Genomic DNA, 24,803 nt, shown 5'->3' with positions numbered 1-24,803 from the left:
CGGGCCTTTTTCATTCGAGGTCTCGGATCGCAGGCAGCAAACGTTCGGCAATGGCCCGGTGCGTGGCAGGCCCGATCATATATTCCGCCATCGGTTGCTGCATCGTGCCGAACAGCATGTCCTCAAGATCATCCGAAGCACCTGAAGGGCGCACCGTCATCTTCACGATTGCCACCCCTCCATCCGACACCCCATCAATCATGGCCTGTGTAATCGGCACCGGATCAGATACCCCGTGTGCATCTGGCCCGATTGCCGCGCTGTGATCCCAGTCCAGCCACAGCAGCAGAAACCGGCTGGTGACGTTGTCCAACAGGGTGCGAAGCGCCTCTGCCCAAGCCCGCCGCAACTCGGCGGCCACCACTTCGAACCGTGCGTCCGAAAATGCCGACAACCTGGACATAAGGTGCCGCACAAAATGAACGTCCGCGAAGTCAACTTCGGGGTACAACGCGGAAAGGTCCGAGGTTGCCTGGAGCACCCGATCATTGCGTCGGGGATGAACACGGTAGAACCGGTTGGACTGATTCAGCGCCGAGGGCAGTTGCACAACGCAAACCTCGGCGCCATTCATCAGGCTCAGAATTTCCGGATCCCGCGCCAATCCCTCGGCACCCGTGAACAGACTACCCAGATTCAGACACTGCATTTCCAGCCGCTGCTCCAACGCTGCGGGAAACGGAGAATCGACGAACCGACCGAATGTCTCGGTGCCGCCGACGCAGGCCACATATGGTACCTGCAACGCACGCTTTGGCCCGCGAAACCACAGTTTTGACGCCCTGTACCGGCAGACGGATTCCTCGACACCGGTCGCGCCCGACTCATGATAACTCATGTCAGCCACCCATTTTCTTCACCCAATTGCCATTCTGCGGCCTTAGGTGTTTAGAAAACTCTAATGTGCGCATTTGAAGCGAATTGGACCGGTCCCAACCCCTTGCCGCCCAACCCGGACTGCCGATAATGTCCCCCTGAACCTTGATGCGGAAGGCAGTTCAATATGGACGTGAAATCAGTCGGAGTAATCGGCGCGGGCCAGATGGGCAACGGAATTGCCCACGTGATGGCGTTGGCAGGGTATAACGTTCTGCTGAACGACATCAGCCAGGATGCGCTGGATGCTGCCATTGAAACGATCAAGGGCAACCTGGCTCGTCAGGTGTCACGCGGCAAGATCGGTGACGACGAGATGCAGGCCGCATTGCAGCGGATCAAGACCACGCTGAACCTTCCGGAGATCGGCCAGACGGACCTCGTGATCGAAGCCGCGACCGAGCGTGAGGCCATCAAGCAGGCGATTTTCGAGGATCTGCAGCCGCATTTGCAGGCCCACACGATCCTGACGTCGAACACTTCGTCCATTTCGATCACACGGCTTGCCAGCCGGACGGATCGGCCGGAGCGTTTCATGGGGTTCCACTTCATGAACCCGGTTCCTGTCATGCAATTGGTCGAGTTGATTCGCGGTATCGCCACCGACGAAGAGACCTTTGCCACCTGCAAGGCGGTGGTGGATCGGTTGGGCAAAACCGCCGCCAGCGCCGAGGATTTTCCGGCCTTCATCGTGAACCGTATCCTGATGCCGATGATCAACGAGGCCGTCTATACTCTGTATGAAGGGGTCGGCAGTGTTCAGTCGATCGACCAGTCCATGAAGCTGGGCGCCAATCACCCCATGGGTCCGCTGGAACTGGCCGATTTCATCGGGCTGGACACCTGTCTGGCCATCATGAACGTCCTCCATGATGGGTTGGCGGATACAAAGTACCGCCCCTGCCCGTTACTGACGAAATACGTCGAGGCCGGCTGGCTGGGCCGCAAGACCGATCGCGGGTTTTATGACTACCGTGGCGAGGTTCCGGTCCCGACGCGCTAAGCCGTCAAGGGACCGCCCCGCTCGCCCGCGATTTTTTCGCGCCAATGAACGGTGGATCAGGCTTGTGGTGACTGCCCCAAGCCCAGCGTGTGTTTTCTGAGCCAGGTCATGAATCCGCGCGGGTCGCGTTCGAGCAGTTTCATGTCCTCGTCCGAAATCGGCTCTCCGATCACGGGGCCGACCGGTTTGTTGCAGGACCGGACGATCTCGTGCAGCAGAAGTCCTTGACGCAATATTGCCGATAGTTTGTTGGCAATCTGGTACCAGCGCGAATTGCTGCCGGGGAAGTAGATGGGCAGAACCTTGGCACCGGATCGCCGGATCATCTTGGCGGTAAACACGTTCCATTCGCGTTCCTGAGCCGGGCCGAACCACGTGTCCGAAGACATCACCACCCCGGATGGGAACAGCGCGACGACACCACCGTTCTTGAGGTGCTCCATCGCTTTGCCCCGCATCTCAAGCATCTTGCTCTGGGCTTCGGGGTCATGTGGAAACGGGACCGGGATCATGAACGATGTCGCGGCTTCATCCAGCCCGGTCAGAACCGAGCGGGTCAGGATGCGATAGTCCTGGCGCACTCGTCCGATCAACTCGGCCAGGATCATGCCGTCCACCATCCCATGCGGGTGATTGGCCACCACCACAACGGGCCCCTCTTTCGGAATGCGCGCAATCTGGTGTTCGGGCGTGGTCAGGTCGATTCCCATGATACCAAGGGCACCACCCCAGAATTTCTGGCCGCGATACTTTTCATTCTGCTTTTCGAACTTGTTGACCATGCGCAGAATGGTCAGCTTGCCTGTGCACCATTCGATCGCCTTGATGGCCGTCGAGGTCCAGGCGTCGTCAAACGAATTTGCGTAGGTCAGCGTGCGGCGGTCGTAGATTTCGCCCGCTTCCGCGGTCTCGGCCACCACCGTGTTGGTCTTGGTATCGTGCGTGGTTTCCGCCAATTCCTGGTCTTCCCGTTCTTGTTTTGTGGCAGTGCCCTGCGTCAGAAACCTTCGCCGAACTTGTCGTTCACCAATGCTTCCAGCGCATCTGCCAGCGCCTCAGCATCCGGCCCGGACGTTTCGACGTCAATAGTCGTTCCACGCGAAGCCGCCAACATCAAAAGGCCCATAATGCTGTCACCCGACGCGGACATGCCGTCTTTGGACACTTCGGCGCGGGCGTCAAACCCTTCGACTACCTCGACCAATTTGGCTGAAGCGCGCGCGTGCAAGCCCTTTTCGTTGATGATTTTCAAGCTTTTGGTGGCCATATTCAATCGATCCGATGTCAGTCCAATGTCACATTTTGCGCATTGATGTACTTTCGTCCAGCCTCCATAGCCCTACGGACGGCGTCCCCGACCGGAAGTTGGCGGCTTTTGGCCAGTTTGATCAGCATCGGAAGGTTGGCGCCGTAAAGAATTCTACGGTCCTGCGGCGCACAGGCGCGCAGGCTGAGATTCGAGGGGCTGCCCCCGAACAGATCGGTCACGACAACAACACCGTCGCCGACATCCACAGCATCCGCGGCTCGACAGATTTCGGCCTGCTTTTCTTCGCGATCATGATCAGCGTCGATCGACACTGCCACAAGGCCGGGTTGCTTGCCCACGACGTGTTGCATGGCCGCCAGGTATTCCTGGGCCAATCCGCCATGCGCCACGATTACAATTCCGATCAATCCGGCCTCACATTCAACGATCGACGTTCCATCTCGCGGTGTCTAATTGCCACCGGCTGCCCCTGCTCTGCAAGGGCTTTTGCGACCGCTTCGGCCATCGCGACCGAGCGGTGCTGACCCCCGGTACAGCCGAAGGCGACCGACAGGTGCGTTTTGCCCTCGGCCTTGAAGGCGGGCAGCAGAGACAGCAACAGCTCCACCACCCGTTCAAAAAAGGCGGCATAGTTCGTGTCAGCCTGAACATAGGACGCAACGTCCGGATTTCGACCATCAGCCTCGCGCAGCTCCGGACGCCAATAGGGGTTGGCCAGAAATCGGCAGTCGAACACCATGTCCAGGCCCAGCGGCAGCCCCCGTTTGTAGGAGAAGGACTCGATAGAAACGGCCAGATGCCGGCCTCCTTCGGGGGCGAACCAGCGTTCGACCTCGGATCGCAGCTGGTGCACGTTGAGCACGCTGGTGTCGATCAGGGTGTCGGCGATCTCGCGGATCGGCTCCAACAATTCCTTTTCCTGGCGGATGCCGGTTTCGGGGCTGGCATCGGTTGCGACCGGATGACGGCGCCGGGTTTCCGAAAACCGGCGCAACAGCACGTCGTCGCTGCAATCCAGATAGAGCGTGGACAGGTCCACCTGGCTCATCCGGCCCAGTTTGGCGACCAATTCGATAAAGCCGATGGTCGAGAAATCACGATTGCGGGCATCGATTCCCAGCGCCATCGGCCGGGATGGATCCGCGCCCTCCATCAGGCGCAGCAACAGGCCCATAGGCAAGTTGTCGATGGCCTCATAGCCCAGATCCTCGAGCACATGAATCGCCGTCGACCGGCCCGCGCCCGACGGACCTGTCACTAGAACGATACGCGTTTGTGCTGTCATGTGCTTGGCCATTGCGGATCGACGCGCCCCATTTTCATCAGTTGAACAAGTGCTGATGCCAAGTTGGGGACGCCGGCGGCACGAAGCAAGGGAACAGGATGTCCCAGCACAAGAACCTGTCGCGGTTCCGGCAGTCGCTGGGATTCCACTTGATCCAGATCCACGATCCATTCCAACGGAACGGGGCCGCAGGCCGTGGCGCGCAGCAGGCCGACGCCGCGGGCCTCGACCAATCCTCGGATCTGAGGGACCGCATCCGCAATCACCCGGTCGCCCGACAGGGTTAGGTTTACACGATCATCGGCGACCATGTCCGCGCCGAAGCCCATCATCTGCAATGCAAGTGCCGATTTTCCGGCCCCGGACGGCCCCGAAATCAGGGCGCCGCGGCCTGCAACGGCAACGCATGTGGCGTGCATGCAGACCGGATCATTGCTAGGTTTTTCGGGAAGGCGCAAAGCGCACATCGCTCAAAGGGGAAGACCCACGACAAACCGCGCACCTTGCGGGTCCGACGTGATGTCCGCCTCGGTCGGGCGGATATTCTCGGCCCAGATGACGCCGCCGTGGGCCTCGACAATCTGTTTCGAGATCGCAAGTCCAAGGCCCGAGTTGTTGCCGAAATGCTCGGCAGGGCGCTGCGAGTAGAAGCGCTTGAACACCTTGGTCAGGGCCTGATCCGGAATACCGGGGCCAGTGTCTTCAACAACAACCAGAACCCGGTTTTCGCGTTGGCGCACCCAAACGCGGATCGCGTCGCTTTCCTCGCAGAAGGAGATGGCATTTGTAATCAGGTTCACGAAAACCTGTGCCAGACGGGCCTCGAGCCCGTTTATGACGATGGGCTTGGACGGCAAATCCGTGATGTAGTCGATCCCCTTCGATCGGGCATCTTCGCCCAGGTACTGACTGATATTGCCGATCAGCTTCAGAAGATCGAAGGGCTGCTCCTGCTCTTTGACCAGTTCAGCGTCCAGGCGGGACGCATTCGAGATGTCGCTGACAAGGCGGTCCAATCGGCGGACATCGTGCTCAATAACGCCCAACAATTTCTCGCGCTGATCGTCACGCTTGATCATTCGCAGCGTACCGACGGCCGATTGCAGGCTGGCCAAGGGGTTCTTGATTTCATGCGCGACGTCAGCCGCGAACTGTTCGTTGGCGTCTATCCGGTTGTAGAGCGCCGTCACCATTCCCCGCAGCGCACGGCTAAGCCGACCAATCTCGTCCGGGCGGGCGCTCAGGTCGGGGATGCGGATACGGCCGGGATTGACCCCAGTGCCGCGGTCCTTGCCCATTTCCGCCGCAGCGGCCAGATCCGCCAGCGGGTTCGCGATGGTCGAGGCCAGCACAAGGCTGAGACCCACCGAGACCAGCAGGGCAACGACAAACATCTGTAGAATGCGCTCCTGCTCTTTTCGAGCCAGTGCATCGATTTCTCCGGCGGGGCCAGCCATTGCGACAGCCCCCACAGGGGCGCCATCCAGAACGATTGGCGACGCCGCCACAATCACGGTGTCTCCGGCCGCATCAGACACGGCGTGAACCTGCATGTGGCCGTCCAGCGCGTTTGGTATGATGTCCTGAACCCGCTGTGCCAGCGTCGGCGCCTCGGTTTCAGATCCGGTGGTGAAAACCGAATACAGACCATTCCAGACGGCGGTCAGGGCATCAGAGATCAATGTGCTGCCGGTCGGAACATCCGCCTCGGCCTGAATCAGGCCCGGCAATTCCGACACGGTCGAGGAACCCCGTGTCCAGCCGATCAACGTGCCGGTGCTGTCATAGACGAAGACTTCGCCGCCTTCGGGGATGCTCAGCCCGGCAAGGGTCGCCTTGACGTTCAGGTCAGAAGCGTCCCGCGATCCGGCAACCTGGCGCAGCTGGGCCTCGAAGACGTTGCTGACCAGTTGCGCATCGCCGATCAGGTTCCGCGCCGTTTGCTGGACCCTCTCTTTTCGGGTGTCATCCAGATACAGCAGCCCTGCGACCAGGATCACCAAAGCAATCAGGTTGAACGTGATGATCTTGCGCGCCAGCGGCGAGTTGCGCAGCGTGAACAGAGTACGCCGCGATCGCCGCGCGCGCAGCTCGGCCGACTCGGGGTCTTGCGGGATGACCCAATCATCGCCCAGAACGACGTCACCGTCGCGCAACTCGCTGGATTGCTCGGTGTCACGCACGAAACAAATTCACCTTTGCAGAAAGCCGGCCCGGCTTATTCCTCGTTGTAACGGTACCCGATACCGTACAGCGTTTCGATAGCCGAAAACTCGGGATCAGCCGCACGCATCTTCTTGCGCAGACGCTTGATGTGGCTGTCGATGGTCCGGTCGTCGACATAGACCTGATCGTCATATGCGACATCCATCAGCTGATCGCGGCTTTTGACGAAGCCGGGGCGTTGCGCCAAGGCCTGCAGCAGCAGGAATTCCGTGACCGTCAGCGAAACATCGGTCCCCTTCCAGCTGACCGCGTGACGCAGGGGGTCCATGCGCAGATCGCCGCGCTCCATCACCTTTGCGTCCCCGGTGGTTGCAGCCGACGCATCCCCGTCGGTCGCTTCCTGACGGCGCAGCAGTGCACGGATGCGCTCGACCAGAAGGCGTTGAGAGAATGGCTTTTTCACGTAGTCATCCGCGCCCATCCGCAGGCCCAGAACCTCGTCGATCTCATCGTCTTTGGACGTGAGGAAAATCACCGGCATCTGGGTTTTCTGCCGCAGCCGCTGCAGCAAATCCATGCCGTCCATGCGGGGCATCTTGATGTCCAGAACCGCCATGTCCGGCAGTTTCTTATTGAACGCATCAAGGGCTGCCTGCCCGTCATTGTAGGTTTCGACCTCGAACCCTTCGGCCTCGAGCGTCATGGATACGGACGTCAGAATGTTCCGATCGTCATCCACCAGTGCAATCTTAGACATAGGGCTGCCCCTTTACCTGCTCACTCACGATGTATTTTTGCTTTTTGTAGGGCATTCTTGGCTTTTTTAAGGCCGCGAATCAATCCGGATGTACGAATCGCGCCACATTGTTCACGATCCTGCGACAAAAAGGTCGTCCTGCGCTTCCGAAAGTGCCCGGGTTTTCCGACCGGAAAATCTTGGTTGCGCTAAACCCGGCCTTGGTTGCGCTAACTGTGCCAAACCGTCCTGTTCATGCCCTAAACGGCCGTGATATGAGGCCCTTATCCGCCGGACTAACCGGCACTACGCCTCATGAGCGCAGACGGCCCCAACCGCCGCAGCGCCGCCACAGGAGAAGACACGAATGACATTTGGACGGGTAAACCCGCAGTTCCGCCTCGAAGATCAAGGCATCGAGGGGCTGGGCAATGTCTATTACAACTTGATGGAGCCGGCGCTGATTCAGAAGGCGCTCAAGCGGAATGAAGGCACGCTGGGCAATGGCGGAGCGTTTCTGGTGTCCACCGGCAAGTTCACGGGCCGGTCACCCAAGGACAAGCACGTCGTCCGGACCGAAAGCGTGGCGGACAGCATCTGGTGGGAAAACAACGCGGAAATGACCCCCGATGGCTTTGACGCGCTGTACGCCGACATGCTGGCCCATATGAAAGGCAAGGACTACTTCGTTCAGGATCTGGTTGGCGGCGCTGATACTGCCTATGCGATCAATGTGCGCATGGTTACGGAACTGGCCTGGCACAACCTGTTCATCCGGCACCTGCTGCGTCGCCCGGACCGCGAGGACCTGGACGAATTCATCGCAGATTACACCATCATCAACTGCCCCAGTTTCCAGGCGGACCCGAAAAAGCACGATTGCCGAAGCGAAACGGTGATCGCGCTGAACTTTGACCGCAAACTGATTCTCATCGGCGGCACCGAATACGCGGGCGAGAACAAGAAGTCCGTGTTTACGCTTCTGAACTACCTGCTGCCGGAAAAAGGCGTGATGCCGATGCATTGCTCGGCCAACCATGCGGTGGGCAACCCCGTCGACACCGCCGTTTTCTTCGGCCTGTCCGGCACCGGAAAGACCACGCTTTCGGCTGATCCGGCGCGTGTTCTGATCGGCGACGACGAGCACGGCTGGTCGGATCGCGGGACCTTCAACTTCGAAGGCGGATGCTATGCCAAGACCATCAATCTGAGCGCCGAAGCGGAACCCGAGATCTACGCGACCACGTCGAAGTTCGGCACGGTGATCGAGAACATGGTCTTCGATCCCGAGACCCTGGAACTGGATTTCAACGATGACAGCCTGACTGCGAACATGCGGTGCGCCTACCCGCTGGAATACATTTCGAACGCCTCCAAGACGGCGCTGGGCGGGCACCCGAAAAACATCATTATGCTGACCTGTGATGCCTTCGGTGTCCTGCCTCCGATCGCCCGGCTGACCCCGGCGCAGGCGATGTACCACTTCCTGTCGGGCTTCACCTCGAAGGTTGCCGGAACCGAACGCGGCGTGACCGAGCCGCAGCCGACCTTCTCGACCTGCTTCGGCGCCCCGTTCATGCCGCGCCGGCCCGAGGAATACGGCAAGCTGCTGCGCGACAAGATCGCCCAGCACGGCGCGACATGCTGGCTGGTCAATACCGGCTGGACCGGCGGCGCATACGGCGTTGGCAGCCGGATGCCGATCAAAGCCACACGTGCCCTGCTGACGGCCGCATTGGACGGGTCGCTGGCCGATGCCGAGTATCGCAAGGACGCCAATTTCGGCTTCGACGTTCCGGTGACGGTCCCCGGCGTGCCCGAAGTTCTGTTGGATCCGCGCCGTACCTGGGACGATCAGGCCGCTTTCGACAAACAGGCGGAAAAGCTGGTGCACATGTTTGCCGAGAACTTTGAACAGTATTTGCCGTTCATCGACGAAGACATCAAAGCCGTCGCAATCGGCTGAACCGACATGCAGGGGCGCGGTTGCGTGCCCCTGCGCGCACAATAACGGGTCCTTGCAGTTATTTGTTCTTCCTGCAGTTGTAATGTGACATTGGCATGAACAAATTCGTTGCCCGCCTAAAAATCATGCAGTAAATCAAGGACCCATTACAAGGAAATAGCCCGGCGCAAAATGCACCGGGCCGAGACTGAAAAAACCTTTGGGCAGCTCGCGCGCGGACACTCACACTCGCAAGATGAGCAGCCTAATCAAGGCGGTAGTGTATTATCAAGGGGATGAGTGTCAACATGAGATATGCCGTGTGATAGGCGACTATCATGGGTCATTTGACCAAGCGGATATCAACTGGTGGCACTGGTAAAATCAGGAATGGAAATGACCGAGATCTCGAAACTGGCGGAACTGCGCAAGTTGATGCAGAGCATGGAACGCACGTTGGGGCTCGAAGAGCTTTCTCCGGTAGAGCGTGACATTTATTACGCGGCCGAAGAATTGTCGAAAGACACACGCGAAGTCCGGACCTATGGCCTGATCGAGCACACTTTGGTGCAAAGCGTTTCGCGCCCGACCTTCTTCCGCGCCCTCAAGTCGCTGGTACAGAAGGGCTACTTGTCCCAAAGCGGAAACGCCAACCGGGGACGGTATGTCGTCAACGCCCCGCGTTGACCGCTGAGCAATCCTGAAAGAAGCATGACGTGATGCGATCGTGGGCCTCTGACACGTTTTATGCTTCGTTGGCCTATATCGGCGCATCGTTTCTGACCTTTTGGGTTTTGATGCCCATGCAGAACGTGTTCTTTCCAGAGTACCCCAGCCGCGCCAGCCTGTTGTTTCTTCCGCACGGCGTGCGGGTCCTTGCGGCGTGGCTCTTGGGGTGGCGTGCGATACTGGCCATGCTGCCCGGTGTCTTTCTGGTTTTCGCGACACTCGGTGGCTCGGACGTTTTTCTGACCAGCCGCCTGCTGGCCATCTTGATTGCGGTCACGACGGCGCCGGCCGTATTCTATTTGTTGAAATGGCTAGGATGGGATCTGTTTCCCGCCGCTGATCGGGCGCCCTGCTGGGCCTGCATCATGGGGGTCGGAGTCATCACGTCAATCCTGGTGTCCGGCCTGACCAACCTGGCTTTTGGCAGCGCGACGGCCGAGTATTTTGCCTTTTTGATCGGCGATCTTTCGGGACTGCTGTTCCTGATGTTCGGACTGTTTTTTGCCTTCCGCTATTTTGAACGTAAGGGTTGAGCGTTCAACCGAACACCCCCCTGCGCAGCAAGTTCGCACCTGCGATCATCAGAACCAACAAAGTCGCCTTGCGGAACGTGGCCTGATCAATCCGATCATGCATCTGCAATCCCAGCCACATGCCGGCCAAAGCCGGAAGGGTCAGCGCAGCCGAGAACGGCACGGTTTCAGCCCGCAACACGCCTGATCCAATATGCGCCACGACCAGAGCCAAGGCTCCCAAGCCATAGATTACGCCCTGAATGCGCAATTGTTCGGATTTGGGGGTATTCAGCGCAGTCAGATAGGCAACGGTCGGAGGTCCCCAAACGCCTGATATGCCGCCAATGAACCCGGTAACCGCACCGACTGCGGCCTCGATCTTCGGCGATTGTTCAGACAGGCTCAGTTTCACGCCCAGCAGTTGGATCGTGGCAAAGAACGTGACGGGAATTCCGATCATCAGAAGGAAAGCCTGCGATGGAACCAGGCTGATCAGCTGAGCGCTCGCCAACAAAAAAACCAGCCCGACGGAAAGAAAGACCCGGAACTGCCGGATGGAAGACATCGCTGCCGCGCGTCCTTCTCTCAAGGCCTGGATCCCGTTCGTCACAACCGTTGGCAGGATCAGCCCGGCCAGCGCAAGCTGGGGCGGCAGCATCATGCTGAGCCCCGAAATCAGGACCATCGGCATGGCGAAACCGACCATGCCTTTCACCGCTCCGGCCAGAAAGGCGACCGCGAACGCAAGGCAGAGTTCGGGCAGGGACATCAAAGAAAACAGATCCATTGCCCCTACATATCACCGCAGATTTTCTCTGCATCGCAAAATTCGTTACGTAATTTTTGGACCTTTTCGACGCATTTTGTGAATTTTTGTTGCGCTGCAGTTGCAGCATGATATGACCAGACAACCCAGCAAAGGACGTGATTCATGGCCCATGACGGACAAGATATGACGAACATGACTTCTCAGCCGGTTCTGCCTGATCTTCTGACCCTGACGGGGGCCGCGCTGCCGGCGGTTCAGTCCGTCTTTGAGCGGGCGCGCGATGCGGTGCGCGAGATGGTCTCGGCCGAGGGTCGCGTCTCGGGCGCTTTGGTCGAGGCGCACCAGACCGCCGCGCATGGGCTGGCTTGGCTGGCGACCTACAACCAGTCGCTGCAGCAGATGCAGAAATGGGCCGAGGCGCTGGACGCCCAGGGCAAGTTCGGCGAGATGGAACAGTTGCTGCACCAGATCGCCTTTGGCGAATATCTGCACCAGGTCGCCGGCGGCATCCCGATGAACCAGGGTGAGGTCGTGCGCCTGCAGGATCTGGGGCTGGGCTGGGATGCGCTGTCGGGCTTCCAATGCGCCGAGGTGCAGACTCTGATGGCACAGGCCAATAGCCAGGCCGCGCGCAGCCGTCTGGTTCAGCTGATGCAAGACCAATCCGGGGCCACCATGTTCGGCGCCTCGGGCCTGGACGAAGAGCTTGAGATGATCCGCGAGCAGTTCCGCCGCTATGCGCTGGATCGGGTCGAGCCCAACGCCCATGAATGGCACCTGAAGGACGAGCTGATCCCGATGGAAATCATCGAGGAACTGGCCGAGATGGGCGTATTCGGCCTGACCATCCCCGAGGAATATGGCGGGTTCGGCCTGTCCAAGGCGTCGATGTGCGTCGTCTCTGAAGAACTGTCGCGCGGGTATATCGGCGTCGGCAGCCTGGGCACCCGGTCCGAGATCGCGGCCGAGTTGATCATCGCGGGCGGCACCGACGACCAAAAGGCCCAATGGCTGCCCAAGATCGCCAGTGCCGAGATCCTGCCGACGGCCGTGTTCACCGAACCCAACACCGGCTCGGACCTTGGCAGCTTGCGCACCCGCGCGGTCAAGGACGCGAACGGCGACTACAAGATCACCGGCAACAAGACCTGGATCACCCATGCCGCGCGCACCCATGTGATGACGTTGCTGGCGCGTACCGATCCCGAAACCACCGATCACCGGGGCTTGTCGATGTTCCTGGCTGAAAAGACGCCCGGCACCGACGACGACCCCTTCCCGACCCCCGGCATGACCGGCGGCGAGATCGAGGTGCTGGGCTATCGCGGCATGAAGGAATACGAACTGGCCTTCGACGGCTTCCACGTCAAGGGCGAGAACCTGCTGGGCGGCGAGGAAGGCAAGGGCTTCAAGCAGCTCATGGAAACCTTCGAATCCGCGCGCATCCAGACCGCCGCCCGCGCCATCGGTGTGGCCCAAAGCGCGCTGGACATCGCCATGCAATACGCGCAGGAGCGCAAGCAATTCGGCAAGGCCCTGATCAACTTCCCGCGCGTGTCGGGCAAGCTGGCGATGATGGCGGTCGAAATCATGATCGCGCGCCAACTGACCTATTTCAGCGCCTGGGAGAAGGACAACGGCCACCGCTGCGACCTCGAGGCCGGGATGGCCAAGCTGCTGGGCGCGCGCGTCGCCTGGGCCGCGGCGGACAACGGGTTGCAGATTCACGGCGGCAACGGCTTTGCGCTGGAATACAAGATCAGCCGGGTGCTGTGCGACGCCCGCATCCTGAACATCTTTGAAGGCGCCGCCGAGATCCAGGCGCAAGTCATCGCGCGGCGTCTGCTGGCCTGAGCGCCCGCCCGTCGCGGTTTCCCCAACTTGACCCGGCCCAGCGCCGGGTCTTTTCTTTTTTACAAATCAAACAGGTTCTCGGGCCCCGATCTTCCGGATTGTACATCCCTGATCTCGACCGTACGCTCGGGCGGAGAACAAAATATGCCTTGGGTTCCGGTACCGGTTTCGGCTAAGTAGCCTGCGAACCGCATCATGCTGCGCCGCCGCAATGCAGATGCCCGATCAAGCCTTGCGGAGAAACCATGGCGCGCCTTCTGATCCTTGTTCTTGGCCTCTTGTTTGCAGGATGCAGCACGCCGTCCGGCACGACCTCGGGCGATGTTGCCGGTCTGACCCGCGCCATTCAGAACCTCAGCCCTGATGTCGATCCGCAGGAAGCCGCCCGCGCGGCGCAGATCGCCCATGACTATGCGCTGCAGCTGAGGGCCGAGTACCGGGTCACCGATCCGGCGATCATCCACAACGCCAAGGTCATCAACGGTTTTCGCGAACGCGGGCTGTGCAATGACTGGGCCGAGGACATCCTCAAGCGCCTGCGGAAAGAGAACTTCCGCACGCTGGACCTGCACTGGATCACTTCGCCGCCGACCCCGTTCCGGATCATCCACCACTCGGCCGCGATTAGTGCCAAGGGCGACGGGCCATTTGACGCGATCGTTCTGGACGGCTGGCGCAACGGGGGTCACCTGTTCTGGGCCCCGGTGCGCGAGGACACACGCTACAACTGGCGCCCCCGGATGGAGGTGCGCGCCGAACTGCTGGCGCAATGACGCCAAGTCGGGATAGAAAGCCCTTATGCTGCGCCTGAGCCTGATCCTGCCCGCCCTTGCCCTGCTGCAATGTGACCGCGACGAAAGCGTCGCCGCCTATGGCGCAGCCGACCGCACCTGGGTGCTGCAGGAGGTGAACGGCCAACCCTATGACGCCAGCGCCCTGCTGCGCTTTCCCGAAGACGGCAAGATTGCCGGAAACGCGCCCTGCAACAGCTACTCGGGCACATTGAACGCGCCCTATCCGTGGTTCGAAATCACCGACCTGTCCGCCACCCGCGCCGCCTGCGCCGGGATTGAGGCCGAAGGGTTCTATTTCGCCGCGCTGCTGGCGATGACGCAGTCCGAGGTGTCGGGCGACGTGCTGATCCTGCGCAACGAGGACGGGCACGAGATGGTGTTCAAAGCCGCCGAGTGAACTGATCGACAAAGCGGGCGCGGGCTTCGGGCAGCGGCGTGTGACCCAGCGATGGCGCCACGCGATGTGCCAGGAAATAGCCGGTGGTGCGCAGCCCGGCGGCGATCTCGTCATCCGGGGCGGCCCCCTGCCCGCGCAGCACCGGCGGCAGAGGCAGCAGGCGGTCGGCCCAATCCCCGGCGCCTTCGGCACTGACCGCCCGGCCGGTCTTGGGCGAGACATAGGCCAGCCCCTCGGTAGTGCCGGTCACGGCACAGCGGGTCAGGTCCAGCCCAAAACCCAGCTCTTCAAGCAGGGCCAGTTCCCAGCGCAGGTAAGCCAGCGGCCAGATCTCGTCCTGGCCCAGCAGATCCATCAGCTGTTCCGTCTGTCGATAGATTGCGGGGTGTGGTTCGCGCTCAGGCAGGCAGAAGGACAGCAGCGCCACGACCGCGTTCAGCCCCGACAGCGCCAGCCGCCCCGAAAACGCCGCCGCCGCGCGCGAGCGCAGCGGTTCGACCTGGAAAGTGCCGATATGTTCCTGCAGCCGCGCCCGCCACAGCACGTCCAACTGCGCGCCGGGCTGCAGGATGGGCGCGATCTTGCGGCTGGCACCCCCGCGCACCACGCCCGCATGGCGGCCATGGGTTTCGGTGAACACCTCGATGATGGCCGCGGTTTCGCCGTGGCGGCGGGCGGTCAGTAGAATGCCATGGTCGCGCCAGTCCATGCGGGGCCCTTGGGTTGCCTTGAGATCGCGTCGGACCGCGACGGTACGGCGCGGCGCGGAAAGAAGCAAATTCAATCGGAAGACGCCGGCTGACGTGCCGGAATTGTGGACTTGAGCCCGGGGCGATATTACCCAGAACGGGCAGACACGAGACCAAACATGACCGACGCGACCTTTCCTAGCATTTCCCCCGCTTTCCGCCGCGCGGACATGACGGTGCATGCGGTGGGCCTGACGTTGATCTTGATTGCGGGCGGCCTGCTGGTGGCAAAGGCGGCAACCCATCTGCAAGGTCCGCTGGTTGCTGCCGTCGTGGTTTACGTCTTGTGTGCGCTGGCGTCGAACCTGGCGTCCTGGGCCTATCACTTTCTACCGCTGCACGAGCGGCGCACACTGCTGCGGCGCATTGATCACGCGGCGATCTACCCCAGCATAACAGGCACCTTCACACCGTTCTTCGTTCTGGCTGGCACGACCTGGACCCTGGGCCTGCTGGTGGTGTGTTGGGCGCTGACAGCGGTGGCAGTTTGGAACAAGATCACCAACGAGACGGTGAAATCACGCTGGTCGACGGCATCCTACCTGGGGTTGGGCGCGCTGGGGCTGCTGGCCTTGCCCGACCTGCGGGGCGTACCAGTGGCAACTTTGTGGTGCATTCTGGCCGGGTCCGGCTGCTATGTGATCGGAACCGCGTTCTACGCCCGCAAGACGCTGCCCTACCGCTATGCGATCTGGCATATCTGGGTGAACCTGGGCGGGATCGCCATGTTCGCGGGCGTCTGGCTGGCGCTGTCGCCTTTGTGGTAAGGCAGCCCTAGTCCAGCCCTTCCTCGTTCAACAGATGCCGGCCTTGCCGGTCTTCGACCTCGATCACCCAGAGATCGGGGTCAAAGCTGCGCTGACGGGCGATGGCCTCGTCCACCTCGGCTTCGGGACCTGTGGCGAGCTCGATCCATTTGCGTGCGCCGCTGAGCAGGTCGAAGCTGCGCTGAAAGGCGGTGGCATTGCCGTCGAGCGTGTTGAGCTTGACCAGAACCGCGCCGGCAGTGTCGTCGCCATGGGATACGACAAAGGCGGGGATCTCGTGCAGGCGCAGCCGGGCTAGGTAGGCGTGGACCCAGAACTCGGCAGTCAGGCGGGTCATGCGTTGCCGTCTTTGAAGTCCAGCCCCATTTCCGAGTAGCGCTCGGCCTCTTCCAGCCAGTTGGGCCGGACCTTCACCTGCAGGAAAAGGTGGACCTTGCGATCAAGGAATTCCTCCAACTCGGCCCGAGCGGCCTGGCTGACGGCCTTGATTGTCTCGCCGCGCTTGCCCAGCACGATGCCCTTGTGGCCGTCGCGCATGACATAGATGACCTGGTCGATCTTGGCCGAACCATCCTTGCGCTCCTCCCAGTTCTCGGTCTCGACCGTCAACTGATAGGGCAGTTCCTGATGCAGGCGCAGGGTCAGCTTTTCGCGCGTGATCTCGGCCGCGATCATGCGCAGCGGCAGATCGGCGATCTGGTCTTCGGGATAAAGCCAGGGGCCTTCGGGCAGATGCTGTGCCAGCCAGGCACGCAAGTCCTCGACGCCGTGGCCCTTCTCGGCCGAGATCATGAAGGTTTCGGCAAAGGGGAAGCGGTCATTCAGGTCGCGGGTCAGTGACAGCAGCGCGGGGGCCTCGACCCGGTCGATCTTGTTGATCGCCAGCGCCACCTTGCGGCCCTGCGCGATCTCGGACAGGCCATCCAGGATGCGCTCGACGCCCTCGGTGATACCGCGATGCGCCTCGACCATCAGCACGATGATGTCGGCATCGGCCGCGCCGCCCCAGGCCGCCGCGACCATCGCGCGGTCAAGCCGGCGGCGGGGTTTGAACAGGCCGGGCGTGTCGACGAAAACCAGTTGCGATTCGCCCTCCATGGCGACGCCGCGAATGCGCGCGCGCGTGGTCTGCACCTTGTGCGTCACGATCGAGACCTTGGCCCCGACCATGCGGTTCAGAAGGGTGGATTTGCCTGCATTGGGCTCTCCGATCAGGGCGATGAATCCGGCGCGTGTCGTCATTGTGTGGTGATCCTGTTTTCAAGTGCGCATCCCTATCGCAGAAAGGCACAGCGGGCCAGAGGCATTTGTCGCATTGCCGGGCCGGTACGGGAATGGCAGGACAGGCGCACAGGCCAAGCCGATCCCAGCCAGGCCGCAGACCCGCATCTTGAGGATCAGGCATGAAACGACGGGAGTTTCTTTTATCGGGCGGCGCCGCAATGGGGGCCGCAGGCTTGGGTGGACTTGCATTCGCGTCCAATAGCTCCGATCAGGAACTGGTGGTTCAAAGCGCCAGCTACATGTTTCGGGACCAGCCTACGCAAGGAATGGTCAGCCTGAGCCCCGACGCTCCTCCGCCCGTCCTTTTTGGACGTCAGGGTGAAGCGATGAGACTGACGGTCAAAAACACTCTGTCCGACTATACCTCGATGCACTGGCACGGGATGCGCATCCGCAATGATATGGATGGCGTGCCTTATCTGACCCAGATGCCCCTGGGACAGAACGAAAGCTTCACCTACGATTTCACACCCCCAGACGCCGGAACCTACTGGTATCACCCGCACTGCATGACGATGGAGCAGATGGCGCACGGCCTGACCGGAGTGATGGTCATCGCTGAGCCTGAAGACGTCGGGTTCGACGGCGAGCAAGTGATCAACCTGCGGGACTTTCGCCTGGACGAGACGGGGGCATTTCTGCCCGCCTACACCCAGCGGGGCGCGGCCAGAGCCGGAACTTTCGGCAATGTGCAGACCGCGAACTGGTACCAGCACCCAATCTATGACCACTCCGCCGGCAGCCTCGTGCGGCTGCGACTGCTCAATTCGGACACGACCCGGATCTACAAATTGCACCTGACGGGCGGAAACGCGCAGATCATTGCGTGGGACGGTCACCCGGTCACCGCCGAACTGCTGATGCCGAGTGCAGATGATCCCTTGCAGGTGGGCCCCGGTCAGCGTGTGGATTTTGCCGTTGCGATGCCAGACGGCGAAGGGGCACAGGTCGACCTTGTGGCCAAACTGCCCGGCCAGCCCTTGAGGACGATGACCAGCCTACGGTCGCTCGGGCAATCCGCGGGTCGAGACCTGAGAGAACTGAGGCCTTTGCCGAAGAACCCGGTCGCCCTGCCCGATCTCGGCAACGCGCAGGTGCACGAATTCGTCTTCGGCTGGACGCCAGAAGGTGAACTGCCGGACAATGGGTTCTGCGGGTCTCTTGGATACAGTTTCTGGTCGATCAACCGGGTTCCCTGGCCCGGAGATGCTGCCGCAGACGTCGGGCCACTGGCGACGCTGGAACTGGGCAAAAGCTATGTCTTGAGGCTGCGCAATGAATCTCCGAACCTGCATCCGATCCATCTGCACGGGCTGGTCTTTGTGCCGTTGCGATCAAACCTGCGAGAATTGCCGCCGCTGTTGACGGACACCATGCTGCTGTTGAAAGACGAGGTCGTTGAAATCGGGCTGGTCGCGGACAATCCGGGCGACTGGGCCTTTCACTGCCATGTGATCGAACACCAGAAGACTGGGCTGACCGGGTTCTTGCGGGTCGTTTGAGCGGCAAGGACTAGCCGTTGCAGACGCGGTTCGTGATAGGTGGACAGCCCTTGCGGACATTCCCGGACAGATGAAGAGCAGGCAACGCCGCGATCGAAGAGATCAGCTTGTCACACGATCCAGCAGAGCCTGCGCAGCCGCCTGTTCCGCCTGACGTTTGGAGCCGGCGGTTGCTTGGGCCTCGGATCCGTCCTGCAGCCGGGCCGCGATGGTGAAAACAGGGGCGTGATCCGGGCCGCTGCGCGAAATCTCGACATAAGCGGGCGGTTTCTGCCCGCGCGCCTGCGCCCATTCCTGAAGCGATGTCTTGGCATCGCGCGCATCCGCTTCGACCGTGTGAATCCGGTCACCCCACAGCGACAGGATCACTTTCTGCGCCGCCTCAAAACCGGCATCGCGATAGACCGCGGCGATAACTGCCTCCATCGCGTCGCCCAAGAGCGCCTGCTTGCGGCGCCCGCCCGACAGCATCTCTGACCGGCCCAGCTTCAGAACCGCGCCGATATCGATTTGGCGGGCAACGTCGGCACAGGTTTCCTTGCGCACCAGTGCGTTGAATCGGGGGGCCAGTTGGCCTTCGGTGGCCTTCTGATCGGCCTCGAGCAATGCGGTGGCCATCACAAGCCCCAGCACACGGTCACCCAGAAACTCGAGCCGCTGGTTGTCCGGGCGTGTCGAAGACGAAACCGACCCGTGCGTCAGCGCCCGAACCAGTAGTTCGGGATTGGCGAACCTGTGTCCAAGGCGTTTTTCGAACGCCTTCATGTCGGTCGACAGCTTCAATTGACCGCCTTGAAGAACCGGTCACCGCGCCAGGTCCAGAAGAACAGCATCGAACGCCCGGCGGACGAGAACATGATGCGGTCGGCACGACCGATCAGGTTCTCATAAGGAACGTAGCCGACGCCGCCTGCGACCTGCGGCACGCGGCTGTCACTGGAATTGTCACGGTTGTCGCCCATGAAGAAGTAGTGCCCTTCCGGCACGGTGTAGACACCCGTGTTGTCGGTACTCTGGTTGCCGATATTCAGGATTTCATGCGACACGCCGCCCGGCAGCGTTTCGATCATCCGGGTCTTTTCACAGGTGCCGCCGACACCGACCGGGCCATTTTCACAGCGCGGCCGAAGACGTTGAGGCCCTTGCGGCTCGGCGATTTCGGTAAAAGTGCCATCCGGGGTCTGCTTGGCTTCGGTACCGTTGATGTAGACCACGCCATCTTTGATCTGGATCTTGTCTCCGGGCAGGCCGATCAGTCGCTTGATGTAGTCGCGCCCCGAAACCGGATGGCGGAACACGATGACGTCGCCCCGCTCGGGCTCGCCGCCCAGCAGGCGGGTATTGTCGCCCCCCATCCAGCCGCAGATGTCCTCGGCATCGACATCGAGGCCGACGCTGGGGATGATCAGACTGGGGCAGGACGCGTAGGAATAGCCATAGGCCATCTTGTTGACGAACAGGAAATCACCGATCAGCAGCGTGGGTTTCATCGACCCCGACGGAATCCAGAACGGCTGAAAGAACAGAGTGCGGAAAACGCCCGCGATCAGCAGGGCATAGACGATGGTCTTGATCGTCTCCCAGATGGCGTTTCCGGATTTGGCTTGCTCGGCCATACTGCTCTCCAGTCCTTGCTCGGCTCGGGGGGTTACATGCGGCGCGGTCGCGGGGGTGTCAAGGCCGCTGCGTCGGGATCACCAAGCGGGCGCGCCTCGATCACCACGAAGGCCTGCGCCCATGGATGATCGTCGGTCAAGGTGACGTGGATGATCGCCTCGTGCCCTTCGGGCGTCATTTCTTTCAGCCGTTCGGCGGCCCAGCCGGTCACATGCATCACGGGCTGACCTGTGCGCAGATTGGTAACTGCCATGTCCTTCCAGGCGATGCCCATACGCAGCCCCGTGCCCAGCGCCTTGGAGCACGCCTCTTTTGCGGCCCAGCGCTTGGCGTAGGTTCCGGCCGTATCCCGCCGGCGCTCGGCCTTGCGCTGCTCGGTCTCGGTGAAGACACGGTTGCGGAACCGGTCACCGAACCGATCGAGCGTGCCCTGAATGCGCTCGATATTCGCAAGATCCGTACCAATGCCGAGTATCATGAGTGCGTCTCTTTCTTTGCCCTTTCAAGAGCCTTGAACGCAGACCGGGCGCCCACCCACAGGAATAGTCGCGAAATGAGAAACGCCACGACAAAGGTGATCGTGAAACCGATCACCAAAAAGTTCACCGGGATACCGGCCAATCCCTCGGACATGCCCGGAACGACAAGAAAGAACAGCCCAGCCATGACCAGGTTGGTCAACATGCCGACGATGCCCATCCATAGTGCGGCGCTCCACATGTCGCCGCTGCCCGGCATGGTCTGGTGCGTCTGAACCTGTCGGTGTCCTTCGAAAGTCGCGGCGGCCAAAAAGGGGATGAACGGCAGGAAACTGCTGGACAAGTCAATTCCGAACACCGCCGAAACGCCAAACAAAACAGCCGGGACCGCGATCGATGTGATCACGAAGACGACAAGAAACCTGGGAGTGTTCAAGCGCATCGGAAGATCCAGAAGAAGGAGGCTTCAAGGCAGTGGCTCATTGGCGCGCCTCATCCATCAGGCGGCGCATTTCCTGAATGGCTGGGGTGAGGCCCCGGAAGATGGACTCGCCGATCAGGAAATGACCAATGTTCAACTCGCGCACTTCGGGAAAGGCGGCAACGGGCTGGACCGTGTCATAGGACAGGCCATGGCCGGCATGCACTTCAAGGCCCAGCGAATGGGCAAAGGTGGACATCTTGCGCAGAGCCTCCAGTTCGCGTTGCGCGTCGTCCACCCGACCCTCGGCATGGGCGTCGCAATAGGCGCCAGTGTGCAGCTCGATCACTTCGGCGCCGATGCGGTGGGCGGCCTCGATCTGCTTGGGGTCTGCGGCGATGAAGATGGACACCCGGCAACCGACGTCACGAAGCGGCGCGATGAAATGCGCCAGACGGTTTTCCTCGCGCGCGACTTCCAGGCCACCTTCGGTGGTACGTTCCTCGCGCTTCTCGGGGACGATGCAGACGGCGTGCGGCTTGTGGCGCAGAGCGATCTTCTGCATCTCATCCGTAGCCGCCATTTCAAAGTTCAGCGGAACAGTCAGAACCTCCATCAGCCCGTCGATATCCGCATCCGAGATATGCCGCCGGTCTTCGCGCAGGTGCGCAGTGATGCCGTCGGCCCCGGCCTCTTCGGCAAGCTTTGCGGCGCGAAGCGGGTCGGGATAGGCGCCGCCACGGGCGTTGCGCACGGTGGCAACATGGTCGATATTCACGCCCAGGCGCAGAGGGGTGTCAGACATCCTTCGAATCCTTTTTGTTCGCGTCGCCCGAGCCTATCGGGTTTGGTCGAGGAACGGCAGAGCTTGCTTCGGCCAAGCGTTTGATTTCTTCGAACTTCGCCTTGATCTTTGCGCGGCGGCGCATCTGATAGGTTCGGATCACCGGCAGGCTGATATAGGTGCAGATCACGCCGGCCACGATGCCGGGAATGATGCCGCCAATCATGTAGGGAAAGAACACGTCGTCATAAAATTGCGACAGCCCGTGCCAGTCAGCGACCCGATCGGAAAACATCGCCAGGAAGTTATCCTTGAGGTCCCCCATCGCGCTGGCAAATTTGCCCATCAGCCCCTTGGTGTCGCCCTCTTCGTATTCGGTGCCCAGCAGGAAATGCCCAGTTTGCAGGCAGACCACGCCGATCGGAACGTAGGTCAGCGGGTTGCCGAAAAACGTGCCGCTCAACGCGGCAAGGATGTTGCCGTTCAGCATCCGGGCCAAGACCGCGGCAACCAGAAAATGAAGGCCGTAGAATGGGGTGAAGGACGCGAACACCCCGGCCCCTACCCCACGGGCAATGCGTTCGGGCGAGTCCGGAAGACGACGGACGCGGTGTTTGACATAGTGGAAGGCGCGGGTCCAACCGCCGCGAGGATAGACCAACTCGGACAGGACCTGGAGTACCGAGCGGCGATCACGGCGCTTGAAAACCACTCCTGATCACCCCTTCTCAGTCAGCTGCGACCGCAGCGCTTGTCATGTCCCGATACCGTTCGACCGCAGCCACGTCACTTTCCGCCTCAAGCATCAGCATCAGCGAATGCAGCTGTTCAAGATCCCGCACCTCGATACTGATCAGCAGACGATAGAAATCTGGCTTCCGGTCCACGAATTCCAGGTTCGAGATATTGGCCTTTTTCTCGCCGATCAATGTGCAAATACGTCCCAGCACGCCGGCGTCGTTGCCGATGGTCAGCTCCAACGTGGCGCCGTAGGCGGCCGGATGCGTGCCAGTATGCCAGTGAAGGTTCACCCACCGTTGCGGCTGATCCTCGAATTCGGCAAGACGATCGCAATCGATGGAATGCACCACCACGCCCTTGCCCCGAGACGTGATACCCACGATGCGTTCGCCCGGCAAAGGCTGGCAGCACGGCGCGCGTTCAAACCCCTGTCCCGGCTCAAGCCCGATCACGGCGCGACGCAAGGGAATTGCTTCGCCCTCGTCGCGGGTCAGGTCGGGATAGACCGCGGCCACCACATCATGGGCGGTCAGTTCGGCACTGCCGACGCGGGCCAGCAACTCATCGCTGTTCTTGATGCGCAGGTGTTTGGCGGCGGTTTCCAATGCTTTGTCGGTCGCCTTGCGGCCGACATGCTCGAACCCCGCGCGGACCAGCTCGCGCCCCAGTTTGATGAACCGTTCACGGTCAACCTCGCGCAGCGCGCGGCGGATGGCGGTGCGGGCCTTGCCGGTCACGGCAATCTCAAGCCACGTTACCTGCGGAGTCTGGCCGTCGGCCGTGATGATGTCGACCGATTGGCCATTCTTGAGCCGCGTCCACAGCGGCACACGGATACCGTCCACCTTGGCCCCGACACAGGCATGGCCGATACGCGTATGAATGGCGTAAGCGAAATCGATCGGGGTCGCCCCGCGCGGCAGTTTCACCACGTCGCCCTTGGGGGTGAAGCAGAAGACCTGGTCCGAATACATCTCGAGCTTCACCGCCTCGAGGAAATCTTCGTGGTCTTCCTCGGTGTCGAACTGCTCGGTCAGGTTGGCGATCCACTTGGCCGGATCGACCGCAAAGGGGTTTTCCGTCCGCACACCGTCACGATAGGACCAGTGCGCGGCAACACCGGTCTCGGCGACGTCATGCATCTGACGGGTACGGATCTGCACCTCGACCCGCTTGCCGTCACGGCCCGAAACCGTCGTATGGATCGACCGGTAGCCGTTCGATTTCGGCTGGCTGATATAGTCCTTGAACCGTCCCGGCACCGCGCGCCAGCGCTGGTGGATGGCCCCAAGGGTGCGATAACAGTCTTCTTCGGTCTGGGTGATGATGCGGAAGCCATAGATGTCGGACAGGCGCGAGAACCCCTGATCCTTTTCCTGCATCTTGCGCCAGATCGAATAGGGTTTCTTGGCGCGGCCAAAGACTTCGGCCTCGATCCCCGCTTTCTCAAGCTCGTGCCGCATGTCGCCGGTGATCCGGTGAATCACGTCACCGGTTTCGCGCTGCAGCGTGATGAAGCGGCGGATGATCGACTGGCGGCCTTCGGGATTGAGGACGCGAAACGCCAGGTCCTCAAGCTCTTCGCGCATCCACTGCATACCCATCCGGCCGGCCAGCGGCGCGTAGATGTCCATCGTTTCGCGCGCTTTCTGCACCTGCTTTTCGGGGCGCATCGCCTTGATCGTGCGCATGTTGTGCAGCCGGTCGGCCAGCTTGACCAGGATCACCCGCAAGTCCTTGGACATGGCCATGAACAGTTTGCGGAAGTTTTCCGCCTGCTTGGTTTCGCGACTGGAGAGCTGCAGGTTGGTCAGCTTCGTGACGCCGTCCACAAGCATCGCCACCTCGTCACCGAACAGCTCGGCGATCTTGGAATAGCTGGCCTTGGTGTCCTCGATCGTGTCGTGCAGCAGCGCGGTGATGATCGTGGCATCGTCCAGACGCTGTTCGGTCAGAATGGCGGCGACTGCGACGGGATGCGAAAAATAGGGCTCGCCCGAATGCCGGAACTGCCCTTGATGCATCTGCAGTCCGAACTCGTAGGCCCGGGCGATGCGATCTGCATTTGTCTTGGGGTTGTAGTTGCGGACCAGCGCAATCAGGTCTTCAACAGAAATCAT

Annotated in this window: 28 protein-coding genes; 9 read left to right on the top strand and 19 right to left on the bottom strand. The window is 61.1% G+C overall.

The genetic code is table 11. From position 1 onward, the window contains the following. Positions 1 to 10: 10 nt before the first annotated feature. The gene (locus ACR3EK_RS01840; RefSeq protein ID WP_480632529.1) at positions 11 to 838 is read right to left on the bottom strand and encodes a DUF6473 family protein; all 828 of its coding nucleotides are present in this window, start codon (positions 836 to 838) and stop codon (positions 11 to 13) included. Between the two features lie 165 nt (positions 839 to 1,003). On the opposite strand from ACR3EK_RS01840, the gene ACR3EK_RS01835 reads away from it, so the two are divergent. Further along, a complete protein-coding gene (locus ACR3EK_RS01835) occupies positions 1,004 to 1,879 on the top strand; it encodes a 3-hydroxybutyryl-CoA dehydrogenase (protein WP_170407999.1) in 876 nt (291 codons plus the stop codon). A 56-nt stretch (positions 1,880 to 1,935) separates the two neighbouring features. Here ACR3EK_RS01835 and ACR3EK_RS01830 read toward each other — a convergent pair whose 3' ends face one another. From ACR3EK_RS01830 to ACR3EK_RS01800, 7 genes are read right to left on the bottom strand one after another with little or no spacing between them, the layout of a single operon-like run. Continuing rightward, positions 1,936 to 2,835 carry a lysophospholipid acyltransferase family protein gene (locus tag ACR3EK_RS01830; protein WP_170343441.1) on the bottom strand — a complete coding sequence of 300 codons (900 nt, stop codon included), beginning with the start codon at positions 2,833 to 2,835 and terminating at the stop codon, positions 1,936 to 1,938. A gap of 41 nt (positions 2,836 to 2,876) precedes the next feature. Beyond that, a complete protein-coding gene (locus ACR3EK_RS01825) occupies positions 2,877 to 3,146 on the bottom strand; it encodes an HPr family phosphocarrier protein (RefSeq protein ID WP_170343440.1) in 270 nt (89 codons plus the stop codon). 17 nt (positions 3,147 to 3,163) lie between these two features. Then, positions 3,164 to 3,556 carry a PTS sugar transporter subunit IIA gene (locus ACR3EK_RS01820; protein WP_093965293.1) on the bottom strand — a complete coding sequence of 131 codons (393 nt, stop codon included), beginning with the start codon at positions 3,554 to 3,556 and terminating at the stop codon, positions 3,164 to 3,166. After that, complete coding sequence (rapZ, locus tag ACR3EK_RS01815) at positions 3,553 to 4,434, bottom strand: RNase adapter RapZ (RefSeq protein WP_170343439.1); 882 nt, start codon at positions 4,432 to 4,434, stop codon at positions 3,553 to 3,555. Before rapZ ends, ACR3EK_RS01820 begins: the two co-directional genes overlap by 4 nt. After that, the gene (locus ACR3EK_RS01810; RefSeq protein WP_254437156.1) at positions 4,431 to 4,853 is read right to left on the bottom strand and encodes an HPr kinase/phosphorylase; all 423 of its coding nucleotides are present in this window, start codon (positions 4,851 to 4,853) and stop codon (positions 4,431 to 4,433) included. The genes rapZ and ACR3EK_RS01810 overlap by 4 nt, the downstream gene beginning before the upstream one ends. Positions 4,854 to 4,904: 51 nt before the next feature. After that, positions 4,905 to 6,617: a sensor histidine kinase gene (locus ACR3EK_RS01805; protein WP_480632528.1), complete on the bottom strand. Its 1,713-nt coding sequence runs from the start codon at positions 6,615 to 6,617 to the stop codon at positions 4,905 to 4,907. Between the two features lie 35 nt (positions 6,618 to 6,652). After that, on the bottom strand, positions 6,653 to 7,357 hold the full coding sequence (locus tag ACR3EK_RS01800) for a response regulator transcription factor (RefSeq protein WP_170342637.1): 705 nt from the start codon (positions 7,355 to 7,357) through the stop codon (positions 6,653 to 6,655). Positions 7,358 to 7,703: 346 nt separating this feature from the next. Here ACR3EK_RS01800 and ACR3EK_RS01795 point away from each other — a divergent pair, with 346 nt between their 5' ends. The 3 genes from ACR3EK_RS01795 (at position 7,704) to ACR3EK_RS01785 (ending at position 10,543) form a co-directional block, all read left to right on the top strand. Next, complete coding sequence (locus tag ACR3EK_RS01795) at positions 7,704 to 9,302, top strand: phosphoenolpyruvate carboxykinase (RefSeq protein ID WP_480632527.1); 1,599 nt, start codon at positions 7,704 to 7,706, stop codon at positions 9,300 to 9,302. A gap of 348 nt (positions 9,303 to 9,650) precedes the next feature. Next, on the top strand, positions 9,651 to 9,968 hold the full coding sequence (locus ACR3EK_RS01790; protein ID WP_254920234.1) for a hypothetical protein: 318 nt from the start codon (positions 9,651 to 9,653) through the stop codon (positions 9,966 to 9,968). Between the two features lie 32 nt (positions 9,969 to 10,000). Next, positions 10,001 to 10,543 carry a hypothetical protein gene (locus ACR3EK_RS01785; protein ID WP_254430024.1) on the top strand — a complete coding sequence of 181 codons (543 nt, stop codon included), beginning with the start codon at positions 10,001 to 10,003 and terminating at the stop codon, positions 10,541 to 10,543. Positions 10,544 to 10,547: 4 nt separating this feature from the next. On the opposite strand, the gene ACR3EK_RS01780 is transcribed toward ACR3EK_RS01785, so the two are convergent. Continuing rightward, positions 10,548 to 11,312 carry a sulfite exporter TauE/SafE family protein gene (locus ACR3EK_RS01780; protein WP_480632526.1) on the bottom strand — a complete coding sequence of 255 codons (765 nt, stop codon included), beginning with the start codon at positions 11,310 to 11,312 and terminating at the stop codon, positions 10,548 to 10,550. Between the two features lie 144 nt (positions 11,313 to 11,456). Here ACR3EK_RS01780 and ACR3EK_RS01775 point away from each other — a divergent pair, with 144 nt between their 5' ends. The 3 genes from ACR3EK_RS01775 (at position 11,457) to ACR3EK_RS01765 (ending at position 14,339) form a co-directional block, all read left to right on the top strand. Continuing rightward, on the top strand, positions 11,457 to 13,148 hold the full coding sequence (locus tag ACR3EK_RS01775; RefSeq protein ID WP_480632525.1) for an acyl-CoA dehydrogenase family protein: 1,692 nt from the start codon (positions 11,457 to 11,459) through the stop codon (positions 13,146 to 13,148). Positions 13,149 to 13,393: 245 nt separating this feature from the next. Beyond that, complete coding sequence (locus tag ACR3EK_RS01770; RefSeq protein WP_480632524.1) at positions 13,394 to 13,921, top strand: hypothetical protein; 528 nt, start codon at positions 13,394 to 13,396, stop codon at positions 13,919 to 13,921. A 25-nt stretch (positions 13,922 to 13,946) separates the two neighbouring features. After that, the gene (locus tag ACR3EK_RS01765) at positions 13,947 to 14,339 is read left to right on the top strand and encodes an META domain-containing protein (RefSeq protein ID WP_170361550.1); all 393 of its coding nucleotides are present in this window, start codon (positions 13,947 to 13,949) and stop codon (positions 14,337 to 14,339) included. Here ACR3EK_RS01765 and recO read toward each other — a convergent pair. Further along, complete coding sequence (gene recO / locus ACR3EK_RS01760; RefSeq protein WP_170367964.1) at positions 14,323 to 15,048, bottom strand: DNA repair protein RecO; 726 nt, start codon at positions 15,046 to 15,048, stop codon at positions 14,323 to 14,325. The two genes, ACR3EK_RS01765 and recO, sit on opposite strands and share 17 nt — an antisense overlap. Positions 15,049 to 15,207: 159 nt before the next feature. Here recO and trhA point away from each other — a divergent pair, with 159 nt between their 5' ends. Further along, entirely contained in the window at positions 15,208 to 15,855 is a 648-nt protein-coding gene (gene trhA / locus ACR3EK_RS01755) for a PAQR family membrane homeostasis protein TrhA (protein WP_170441969.1), read from the top strand. A 7-nt stretch (positions 15,856 to 15,862) separates the two neighbouring features. On the opposite strand, the gene ACR3EK_RS01750 is transcribed toward trhA, so the two are convergent. Together ACR3EK_RS01750 and era are read right to left on the bottom strand one after the other, a co-directional pair. Further along, positions 15,863 to 16,192, bottom strand: coding sequence for a DUF1491 family protein (locus ACR3EK_RS01750; RefSeq protein WP_170367960.1), 330 nt, complete (start codon positions 16,190 to 16,192; stop codon positions 15,863 to 15,865). Beyond that, the gene (era, locus tag ACR3EK_RS01745; protein ID WP_480632523.1) at positions 16,189 to 17,097 is read right to left on the bottom strand and encodes a GTPase Era; all 909 of its coding nucleotides are present in this window, start codon (positions 17,095 to 17,097) and stop codon (positions 16,189 to 16,191) included. Before era ends, ACR3EK_RS01750 begins: the two co-directional genes overlap by 4 nt. A 161-nt stretch (positions 17,098 to 17,258) precedes the next feature. Here era and ACR3EK_RS01740 point away from each other — a divergent pair, with 161 nt between their 5' ends. Then, positions 17,259 to 18,641 carry a multicopper oxidase family protein gene (locus ACR3EK_RS01740; RefSeq protein ID WP_480632522.1) on the top strand — a complete coding sequence of 461 codons (1,383 nt, stop codon included), beginning with the start codon at positions 17,259 to 17,261 and terminating at the stop codon, positions 18,639 to 18,641. Positions 18,642 to 18,743: 102 nt separating this feature from the next. Here ACR3EK_RS01740 and rnc read toward each other — a convergent pair whose 3' ends face one another. From rnc to ACR3EK_RS01705, 7 genes are read right to left on the bottom strand one after another with little or no spacing between them, the layout of a single operon-like run. Continuing rightward, positions 18,744 to 19,424: a ribonuclease III gene (rnc, locus tag ACR3EK_RS01735; protein WP_170343425.1), complete on the bottom strand. Its 681-nt coding sequence runs from the start codon at positions 19,422 to 19,424 to the stop codon at positions 18,744 to 18,746. Then, complete coding sequence (gene lepB, locus ACR3EK_RS01730) at positions 19,421 to 20,257, bottom strand: signal peptidase I (RefSeq protein WP_170342658.1); 837 nt, start codon at positions 20,255 to 20,257, stop codon at positions 19,421 to 19,423. Before lepB ends, rnc begins: the two co-directional genes overlap by 4 nt. Positions 20,258 to 20,289: 32 nt before the next feature. Further along, positions 20,290 to 20,736, bottom strand: a complete 447-nt coding sequence (gene acpS, locus ACR3EK_RS01725) for a holo-ACP synthase (protein WP_093965271.1) — start codon at positions 20,734 to 20,736, stop codon at positions 20,290 to 20,292. Then, on the bottom strand, positions 20,733 to 21,179 hold the full coding sequence (locus tag ACR3EK_RS01720) for an ABZJ_00895 family protein (protein ID WP_480632521.1): 447 nt from the start codon (positions 21,177 to 21,179) through the stop codon (positions 20,733 to 20,735). The genes acpS and ACR3EK_RS01720 overlap by 4 nt, the downstream gene beginning before the upstream one ends. Before the next feature lie 37 nt (positions 21,180 to 21,216). After that, a complete protein-coding gene (locus tag ACR3EK_RS01715; protein WP_170343422.1) occupies positions 21,217 to 21,963 on the bottom strand; it encodes a pyridoxine 5'-phosphate synthase in 747 nt (248 codons plus the stop codon). Beyond that, positions 21,956 to 22,654: a DUF2062 domain-containing protein gene (locus tag ACR3EK_RS01710; RefSeq protein WP_170392217.1), complete on the bottom strand. Its 699-nt coding sequence runs from the start codon at positions 22,652 to 22,654 to the stop codon at positions 21,956 to 21,958. The genes ACR3EK_RS01715 and ACR3EK_RS01710 overlap by 8 nt, the downstream gene beginning before the upstream one ends. A gap of 16 nt (positions 22,655 to 22,670) precedes the next feature. After that, positions 22,671 to 24,803 (bottom strand): RelA/SpoT family protein, encoded by a 2,133-nt coding sequence (locus ACR3EK_RS01705; protein WP_480632520.1) that lies wholly within the window; start codon positions 24,801 to 24,803, stop codon positions 22,671 to 22,673.

It is taken from the genome of Ruegeria sp. BC8, assembly GCF_056535705.1.
This window is presented reverse-complemented; position numbering and strand designations above follow the sequence as displayed.

Excerpts from the sequence above, each read along its gene's own strand:
- ACR3EK_RS01780 (WP_480632526.1), bottom strand. The coding sequence starts at position 11,312 with ATGGATCTGTTTTCTTTGATGTCCCTGCCCGAACTCTGCCTTGCGTTC.
- ACR3EK_RS01825 (WP_170343440.1), bottom strand. The coding sequence starts at position 3,146 with ATGGCCACCAAAAGCTTGAAAATCATCAACGAAAAGGGCTTGCACGCG.
- ACR3EK_RS01810 (WP_254437156.1), bottom strand. The coding sequence starts at position 4,853 with ATGCACGCCACATGCGTTGCCGTTGCAGGCCGCGGCGCCCTGATTTCG.
- ACR3EK_RS01800 (WP_170342637.1), bottom strand. The coding sequence starts at position 7,357 with ATGTCTAAGATTGCACTGGTGGATGACGATCGGAACATTCTGACGTCC.
- acpS (WP_093965271.1), bottom strand. The coding sequence starts at position 20,736 with ATGATACTCGGCATTGGTACGGATCTTGCGAATATCGAGCGCATTCAG.
- ACR3EK_RS01795 (WP_480632527.1), top strand. The coding sequence starts at position 7,704 with ATGACATTTGGACGGGTAAACCCGCAGTTCCGCCTCGAAGATCAAGGC.
- ACR3EK_RS01840 (WP_480632529.1), bottom strand. The coding sequence starts at position 838 with ATGAGTTATCATGAGTCGGGCGCGACCGGTGTCGAGGAATCCGTCTGC.
- recO (WP_170367964.1), bottom strand. The coding sequence starts at position 15,048 with ATGGACTGGCGCGACCATGGCATTCTACTGACCGCCCGCCGCCACGGC.
- ACR3EK_RS01835 (WP_170407999.1), top strand. The coding sequence starts at position 1,004 with ATGGACGTGAAATCAGTCGGAGTAATCGGCGCGGGCCAGATGGGCAAC.
- ACR3EK_RS01740 (WP_480632522.1), top strand. The coding sequence starts at position 17,259 with ATGAAACGACGGGAGTTTCTTTTATCGGGCGGCGCCGCAATGGGGGCC.
- ACR3EK_RS01770 (WP_480632524.1), top strand. The coding sequence starts at position 13,394 with ATGGCGCGCCTTCTGATCCTTGTTCTTGGCCTCTTGTTTGCAGGATGC.
- rapZ (WP_170343439.1), bottom strand. The coding sequence starts at position 4,434 with ATGACAGCACAAACGCGTATCGTTCTAGTGACAGGTCCGTCGGGCGCG.
- ACR3EK_RS01785 (WP_254430024.1), top strand. The coding sequence starts at position 10,001 with ATGCGATCGTGGGCCTCTGACACGTTTTATGCTTCGTTGGCCTATATC.
- ACR3EK_RS01775 (WP_480632525.1), top strand. The coding sequence starts at position 11,457 with ATGGCCCATGACGGACAAGATATGACGAACATGACTTCTCAGCCGGTT.
- trhA (WP_170441969.1), top strand. The coding sequence starts at position 15,208 with ATGACCGACGCGACCTTTCCTAGCATTTCCCCCGCTTTCCGCCGCGCG.
- ACR3EK_RS01720 (WP_480632521.1), bottom strand. The coding sequence starts at position 21,179 with ATGCGCTTGAACACTCCCAGGTTTCTTGTCGTCTTCGTGATCACATCG.
- era (WP_480632523.1), bottom strand. The coding sequence starts at position 17,097 with ATGACGACACGCGCCGGATTCATCGCCCTGATCGGAGAGCCCAATGCA.
- ACR3EK_RS01715 (WP_170343422.1), bottom strand. The coding sequence starts at position 21,963 with ATGTCTGACACCCCTCTGCGCCTGGGCGTGAATATCGACCATGTTGCC.
- ACR3EK_RS01705 (WP_480632520.1), bottom strand. The coding sequence starts at position 24,803 with ATGATTTCTGTTGAAGACCTGATTGCGCTGGTCCGCAACTACAACCCC.
- ACR3EK_RS01765 (WP_170361550.1), top strand. The coding sequence starts at position 13,947 with ATGCTGCGCCTGAGCCTGATCCTGCCCGCCCTTGCCCTGCTGCAATGT.
- lepB (WP_170342658.1), bottom strand. The coding sequence starts at position 20,257 with ATGGCCGAGCAAGCCAAATCCGGAAACGCCATCTGGGAGACGATCAAG.
- ACR3EK_RS01750 (WP_170367960.1), bottom strand. The coding sequence starts at position 16,192 with ATGACCCGCCTGACTGCCGAGTTCTGGGTCCACGCCTACCTAGCCCGG.